Source organism: Pseudomonas sp. FSL R10-1339 (assembly GCF_009600545.1).
GTDB classification, from domain to species: domain Bacteria; phylum Pseudomonadota; class Gammaproteobacteria; order Pseudomonadales; family Pseudomonadaceae; genus Aquipseudomonas; species Aquipseudomonas bubulae.
Genome location: NZ_WIVQ01000057.1, coordinates 22,848 through 29,722 on the forward strand (window position 1 = coordinate 22,848; position 6,875 = coordinate 29,722).

Below are 6,875 nucleotides of genomic sequence, written 5' to 3' on the forward strand. Positions count from 1 at the left end.
TAATAATGACGCGTCACCATGTGATGTTATCGAGTTTCGTCACATGGTTTCAAAACGTGCAACGTTACTGCGTTACTGCATCGTGTAACGTTACGAAGTGATGTGCAATGTGACGTAACCTGTTTATTTTAGCTTTAGGCCCATATTTTTGCTTGCTTCATCCTGAAATATTTTTGTTTTTGTTGATGAATAACAACCAATTTTATGAGCGATTCTGCCCAGAAAAGAATCTCTATACCGGACCGAAAGGTGTCACAGATCCACTTGTACAAAACGGTAATCAGGAGTGTCTTTGACCCACAGGGCATTCTCATTTGAGGTAATTTGAGTCGTTCGATACCCTTGAGCCATTTGGGGGCGGGATGAGGCTCTTCTGGCTGCGCGATGATCAATGGGAGCGCATCAAGGATCTTCTGCCGGGCAAACCAGCGACCAAGGTGTCACAGCCCGCGATAACCGCCTGTTTGTTGAAGCCGTATTGTGGGTGGCCCGAACCGGCTCCCCTTGGCGTGATCTGCCCGATAGCTATGGTCACTGGCACCGTGTCTACGCCCGCTATGACCGATGGTCACGCAAAGGCGTCTGGCTGAAACTGATGGCCTCGCTCTCCGGGGAGGCTGACCTGGAACACCTTATGGCAGCATCGTCCGCGTTCATCAGCATGGTGCCGCAAAAACAGCCCAGGCCGCCGAGGCCATGGGTAAGTCCCGAGGTGGCTTGAGCACCAAGATTCACGCAACCGTGGATGCTCTCGGTAACCCGCTGCGTCTGCTGTTAACGCCGGGGCAAGCTTCGGAATATGAGCAAGCCGCCGCCCTGATTGACGGTTTTACGTGCGAAGCCGTATTGGCAGACAAGGGCTATGACTCTGCCGCCTTCGTTGAGGCGATCCAGCGCATGGGGCTGAGGCCGTGATCCCATCTAAAAAGAATCGTCTGCGCCCTCGCACACTGGATCGGCATCTCTACACGGCGCGCAACCTGGTGGAGCGTTTCTTCCTGAAGCTGAAGCTGTTCCGCCGGATAGCGACCCGATATGAGCGACTGGCCAGGAACTATCAGGCGATGTTGAGCCTCGTGTCAGCCGTCATTTGGCTGGCCTGATTGGGAACGCCCTGTAGTGCTTCCATCTCCAGCGTGGCGCTAAACGGTCGGCGGCTGCAGTCAGAGCGACTTGCCGCGGCAACTCAACATTATCGCGGACTGTGCATGCGTGCTCGAGCTGGCTGCTCGTCGGCTCCCAGAAAGGTGGTAGACCTACGGTCTGCGCTGATTCATCCTCATTCAGATAGTTCAGAGGTGGTTTGGACAGGAACTGGTGGAAGAAGCTCTGGCGATGATCGGTTCGCAATGTGGTCGATCGGCTTCGAAGTAATTTTTTACAGGCTTTGCGAATCCTCTGAACGATACGAGAGGAGCCCGTTCATGAGGATCATCCGCCTGAAAGAAGTTATCGACTGCACCGGCCTGGGCCGGTCCACCATTTATAAGTACATCGCCGAAGGAGCTTTCCCAAAGCAGGTCCCACTGGGTGATCGGTGCGTTGCCTGGGTGGAAAAAGAAGTTCACGACTGGATCCTAGCTAGGATTAAGGCACGCGACTTGGCTGAGGGGGAGCCGTGTGACTTGTAGGTATCAGGGGCGAGCTTTGGATGCCTGTTCCAAGCAGTCTCAATACGCCATGACTGGGGCTTCCCCAGTCATGGCGCTTTATGCCGCGTCGGCCGGTTGCCGTGGCGACACCTCAGACAACTCCCGCAGTAGGCTCACAGCCAAAAGTCTCGATAGGTAGGGCAATGTCGCATTCCATTGCCCCGCTTCTCTGGGCAGTGCCTTGCTTGGTTAAGCTGGTTTTATTGATATAGCTATTTCCAATCAACTACTACCTTCCAATAGTCTCAAGCAGAGAGCGTCTCAGCAGTAAAAAATTACTCAGTGAGTACTTGGTGTGTTCATCACCCAACCAGGTACTCAACCATGCACTCACTCAACCCTATCTCCTGCACCAGCTTGTCCCAGTCTCAAGCCTCGATCAGGATCGAGCGACTTATTCAGTCCATTGAGCGTACTGACAGACCAGCTTTCGAGATCATTCAATCTCCATCAGGATACGAACAGGTACATAGGACCAAGCTCTCCAAATACTTCGACTCCATGCAGCAGATGGTTTACCTCTTCGATAAGCGTCACGCCTACGTCTACAGCGAGCACCTGCGAGCCTTCTGGCAAGCCTGTCAGGATATTGGCCTGGAGCGTAGTCCTGAAGGTCTGATCTGCCTGAATGAGCAAGGGACGGGATACCTGGATTTCCACCGCTCCATGAACGTGCTTGTCGCTCGGATTCGTCAGATTATCCGAAGCAAGGAGTTCAAGCGTAAGGAGAATGACCGCCGCTATGAGGCCAGCCAGAAGCAGGCCATGCTTACTGAGTACGTGGGACGGGTGCTGGATCGCTATTCCCGTACGGTTGTGGTGCGGGTGGATCTGCACTACCGAGAAAAAGCACAAACACGTCTGCGTATCGAGCACGTGTTCGAAGACCTGGATCTGCTGGTCCGTGCGAGGGAGCGTAATCCGATCTTCAAGCACGAGACGGGCTACATCTGTTCAGTTGAGCAAGGAGAGGACAAGGGGTTCCACGTCCATGCAGCCTTCTTCTTCAACGGCGCTGAGGTGCGTAGCGACTTTAATAAAGCTAGGGAGATTGGTGAGCTGTGGGAGCAGATCAGCCGTGGGCACGGGTACTACTACAGCTGCAACGATGATAAGGACCGTTACGGTAATGAACTCGGTATCGGGACGATCAGGCGAGTTGACACTCAGGCATGCGGTAAGGTTATCAAGGCCATGCACTACCTCACCAAGGACACTCAGCATCTACGTATCAAGCCGGCAGGGGCACGAACCTTTCGCACTGGTCGCGTTCGACGGGCAACTGCATGAAAAGTTGGCAGGTTGAATGCGCTGCGCTGGTTTGGATTCGTTCGAGCGGGTAGGCGTAGTACCTCTCGGATTTTACGCATGGATAAACGCTCCACGACGACCTCTTCGCTTCGAGAAAAGAGGTCGATGGTAGTGATAATCCTGCGTCGCTGCCTGCCTGAAAGTGTCCAGATCGCCGTGGAATCCGCAGCAGTACAGCTTCTTCCTGCCATTGGCCGGCTTGGAAAAGAGTTACATCCGTAGTGAAAGCGTCGCGGACGTAAAAGCCACCGAGAAGATGGGGCGGCTTTTCGACTTGATCTGAGAGCGAAACCAGATCGCAACCGTTGAGGGCGTACATGGCTTTAGCCAAAATCAGAGCTACGCCCCAGCACGGTTGCGACACAAGATGACGCGCTCCTGCTCCAGAATGAATCTACATTCGGTACAGGAAATACCTCATGTCCATACATCGTCGCTCGACCAGCTCTATGGCCCTCCGTGCTTCAGGGCCACACTCCTCCGATACCTGTGCGCTGTCCCTGAAATTAGTGTTCATGCTGATGCTCGATCTAGGTGGACACCGAAACTTCATTCAGCGACATCATTTCAACGACGATGAAATAGCCGCAGAGCTTGGATTGCAAGAGTTGGTCGATGCGGAGGATTTCAGTCCGGCGATGGCCTTGCGCCGACTCAAACGCGAACGTCTAGCCTTCGACCTGGCCTTCCCCGCGCCAGATTACCCGGACAGGCTGCAGGCAAATGTACAGGCGCTCGGCCAGCTGATCGGATTGGACGCTATCGAACAGCGCATACTCGGCTTCTGTGTACTGCTGCATACTGATCCCTGCCTCAACGATGCCTCTGACCAACTGGGTGCTCTCGGTTTCAACCGGACGATAAGGGTACTGTCCACTCTTCTCGATACTCCTCAAGAAGATCTTCTTCCCTATCTGGTCAATGAGGGACGATTAGTTCGTGCCGGCCTGCTTGAGATCAATGCGCGATCCTGCACAATGAGCACTCTGAGCAGCCGCTTAGTCATTGAAAGCTCCGACTTCCTCCAGCAGTTGCGCTTCAGCCGCGGGCAGCCCATTGAGCTGTTCAAGCATGCCTTTCGTCTGAGTCCGCCAGGCCATCTGAACGAGAAGGATTACCGCCATCTGGGGCGATCCCTTGAGATTGCCACAACCTACTTGAAGAAAGCCCTGGCCGAAGAGCGCAGCGGCGTGAACATTCTGTTGTACGGCCCGCCTGGCACCGGCAAGACCCAACTCAGTCGCCTGCTCGCTCGCCTGCTCGGGACTTCGCTCTATGAAATCGCTTGTACCGACAGCGACGGCGACCCAGTCAGCGCCCATCAACGCCTGTGCGCCCTGCGTTCGGCAATGAGTGCACTGCAGTCGCAGAAGGCATTGTTACTGCTGGATGAAATTGAGGACATCTTCGACACCTCGCCATTGCCTTTTTCTGGCAAGAGCAAAACCCAGAAAGGCTGGATCAATCGCATGCTGGAAGAGAACAGCCTACCCTGCTTCTGGCTGAGCAACGACATTGAGTGTTTGGACAACGCCTATATCCGCCGCTTTGACGTGGTCATCGAACTACCAAACCCACCCAAAAGCCAGCGGGAACAGATTGTCCGTGAGTGCAGTGGCGACCGTCTAGGCGAGGCACTGGTGGAGAAACTGGTCGAGCATGAGGAGATGACACCCGCCGTAATCGCCCGGGCGGCTCGCATTGCGCGCAGCCTGCACCCGCGCGCGGGAAAGCGCCTCGATGCCACGGTCGAGTGTCTGGTTGATGCGACGCTGAAAGCCCAGGGCTTCGAGCAACTGGGCCGTAACCAGGCGCAGCAGCTGCCGAGTTTCTACTCCCCGAGTCTGATCAATGCGGATATTCCCCTCGACGGATTGATTGACGGTCTGCGCAAACACCCTGAAGCACGCCTGTGCTTCTATGGTCCTCCAGGGACGGGCAAGACGGCCTTCGGCCACTGGCTCGCGCAAGAGCTGGAGAAACCGCTGATGGTCAAACGGGTGTCCGATCTCGTTTCACCTTATGTGGGCACCACCGAACAGAATCTAGCCAGGGCCTTTGAGAAGGCCGGCGAGGAACAGGCCGTACTGCTGCTCGACGAAGTGGACAGCTTCCTACAAGATCGGAAGAAAGCCACTCAGAGTTGGGAAGTCACGGCCGTCAATGAAATGCTCACGCAGATGGAGAACTATCGAGGGCTGTTCATCGCCTCCACCAATCTGATGCGCGACCTCGACGAAGCCTCGTTGCGCCGATTCGATTTGAAGATTCATTTTGGCTTTCTGAAGCCCCTTCAGATCCAAGCGCTGTTCAATGCTCATCTACAGACCCTAAAACTCAAGGATCTAGCTAAGACCAGCGGCCTGCGGCTCTTGGGCGAAGCCAGCCTGACTCCGGGTGATTTCGCCTTGGTTGCTCGACGTGCGCGCTTCAAGCCATTTACCAACGCGGAAGAGCTTGCTCAAGCCCTGCTTGCGGAAAGCCGTCTCAAGACGCCCGTGCAGCGCCCTATCGGTTTCATGCACTAGCTGTTTCTACCCGGTCTCCCGCCAGTGGGAAAGGTTGAATGGTAGAGCGAGCGGATGCCCGCGTTAGCAGATCGCCATAATGTCTAATTGCCACGTATATTGGTGAGGATCATCATGCTTGCCTCACTACAACTGACAGGGAGCTTGTCTTGCCATCTTCATCAGTACACGACGCCACAACACGGCAATGGGATCTGCTGCAAAAAATCCCTTCTCGTAGTCCTGGGCTTACCACGACGGAATTGCTTGGTGGGATGCAAGAGGCTGGATACCGGGTCAGTAAGCGCACCATCGAGCGTGATCTGGTCGCGCTATCCAGGCTATTCCCACTGCAGTGTAACGATAAAGGCACTCCGTATGGATGGTACTGGGCCGAGGGTGCCAGTGTGAGCTTGCCAGGTATCAGCATGGGCGAGGCCCTGAGTCTAGTCTTGGTCGAAGACGCGATCCGACCGCTCTTGCCGGGCAGCATGTTGAGGGCATTGAAGCCGCGTTTTCGGTTCGCCAGGAAAAAACTGGAAAGCCTGGCGCAGGATAACCAGACCGTGCGCTGGCTGGGCAAAGTTGCGAGTGTCAGCCCCGCTCTGAGCCTGCTGCCGCCGATTACGCCGGACAACACACTGGAAACCTTGCAGGCTGCTTTGCTTCAGGAAAAACAACTGCAATGCCGATATTACTCGGCCCACAACGATAAGGAACGGGAGCTGGTTCTCAATCCTCTCGCCTTGGTTCAGCGGGGGGCCATCACCTATTTAATCGGTACGGCGCCACCCTATGCCGATGTCCGTCAGTACGCTATCCATCGTTTTCGCGAGGTCGAAACTCTGCCGAGTTCTGCCCAGGGTCTGGATGACTTCGATCTGCAGGAGTATTTGGCCAGCAATGCCTTACAGTTCGGCAGTACTGCCAAGATCAGCCTGCAGGCCCGTCTCAGTGACAGTCTGGCCCGCCTGCTTCGGGAAACGCCCCTGTCTACCGATATGGCCCTGGAAAAACTCCAGGATGGCTACCGTCTGCAGGCAACGATCAGTGATACTTGGCAATTACAGTGGTGGATTCTTTCCCAAGGTGACGCACTGATGGTCGAAGCACCGCAAAGCCTACGTGAGCGGATCGCAGAAAAACTCAAGCGGGCATCAGCGCAGTATGAGTGCTTGAATGAGGTGAGTCTGTAGGCCTGCACTTAAGCATGCAGCCGGCAATCAGCTTGCTTTTCTTGTTACCCTCCTAGCCACTATTACGTCATAAGGGAATCTTCAGTGACTACCCCAAGCAAAGTCATTTTGTCCACCTTGGAACAGGCTCAGTGAATCGCCCCTAGTTTCGTAGACATCTCCAAGCCTTAAAATGAGGCCCATTAGGAGGTGCCATGAGCAACCAGCGA

General features: G+C 54.9%; 5 protein-coding genes and 1 pseudogene. All 6 read left to right on the forward strand.

Annotated elements, in window-relative coordinates; all coding sequences use genetic code 11:
• Positions 1–362 precede the first annotated feature (362 nt).
• A pseudogene (locus tag GHO03_RS16245) lies at positions 363–1,103 on the forward strand (IS5 family transposase).
• Positions 1,104–1,424: 321 nt separating this feature from the next.
• Complete coding sequence (locus GHO03_RS16250) at positions 1,425–1,631, forward strand: AlpA family transcriptional regulator (protein WP_153400186.1); 207 nt, start codon at positions 1,425–1,427, stop codon at positions 1,629–1,631.
• Between the two features lie 345 nt (positions 1,632–1,976).
• Positions 1,977–2,942, forward strand: a complete 966-nt coding sequence (locus GHO03_RS16255) for an inovirus-type Gp2 protein (protein WP_153400187.1) — start codon at positions 1,977–1,979, stop codon at positions 2,940–2,942.
• 163 nt (positions 2,943–3,105) lie between these two features.
• Complete coding sequence (locus tag GHO03_RS25880) at positions 3,106–3,246, forward strand: type IIL restriction-modification enzyme MmeI (RefSeq protein WP_372241758.1); 141 nt, start codon at positions 3,106–3,108, stop codon at positions 3,244–3,246.
• 136 nt (positions 3,247–3,382) lie between these two features.
• Positions 3,383–5,491, forward strand: a complete 2,109-nt coding sequence (locus GHO03_RS16260) for an AAA family ATPase (RefSeq protein WP_228394580.1) — start codon at positions 3,383–3,385, stop codon at positions 5,489–5,491.
• Between the two features lie 407 nt (positions 5,492–5,898).
• The gene (locus GHO03_RS16265) at positions 5,899–6,666 is read left to right on the forward strand and encodes a YafY family protein (RefSeq protein ID WP_306108797.1); all 768 of its coding nucleotides are present in this window, start codon (positions 5,899–5,901) and stop codon (positions 6,664–6,666) included.
• The last annotated feature ends 209 nt before the right edge of the window (positions 6,667–6,875 follow it).

Excerpts from the sequence above, each read along its gene's own strand:
- GHO03_RS16250 (WP_153400186.1), top strand. The coding sequence starts at position 1,425 with ATGAGGATCATCCGCCTGAAAGAAGTTATCGACTGCACCGGCCTGGGC.
- GHO03_RS16260 (WP_228394580.1), top strand. The coding sequence starts at position 3,383 with ATGTCCATACATCGTCGCTCGACCAGCTCTATGGCCCTCCGTGCTTCA.
- GHO03_RS16265 (WP_306108797.1), top strand. The coding sequence starts at position 5,899 with ATGGGCGAGGCCCTGAGTCTAGTCTTGGTCGAAGACGCGATCCGACCG.
- GHO03_RS16255 (WP_153400187.1), top strand. The coding sequence starts at position 1,977 with ATGCACTCACTCAACCCTATCTCCTGCACCAGCTTGTCCCAGTCTCAA.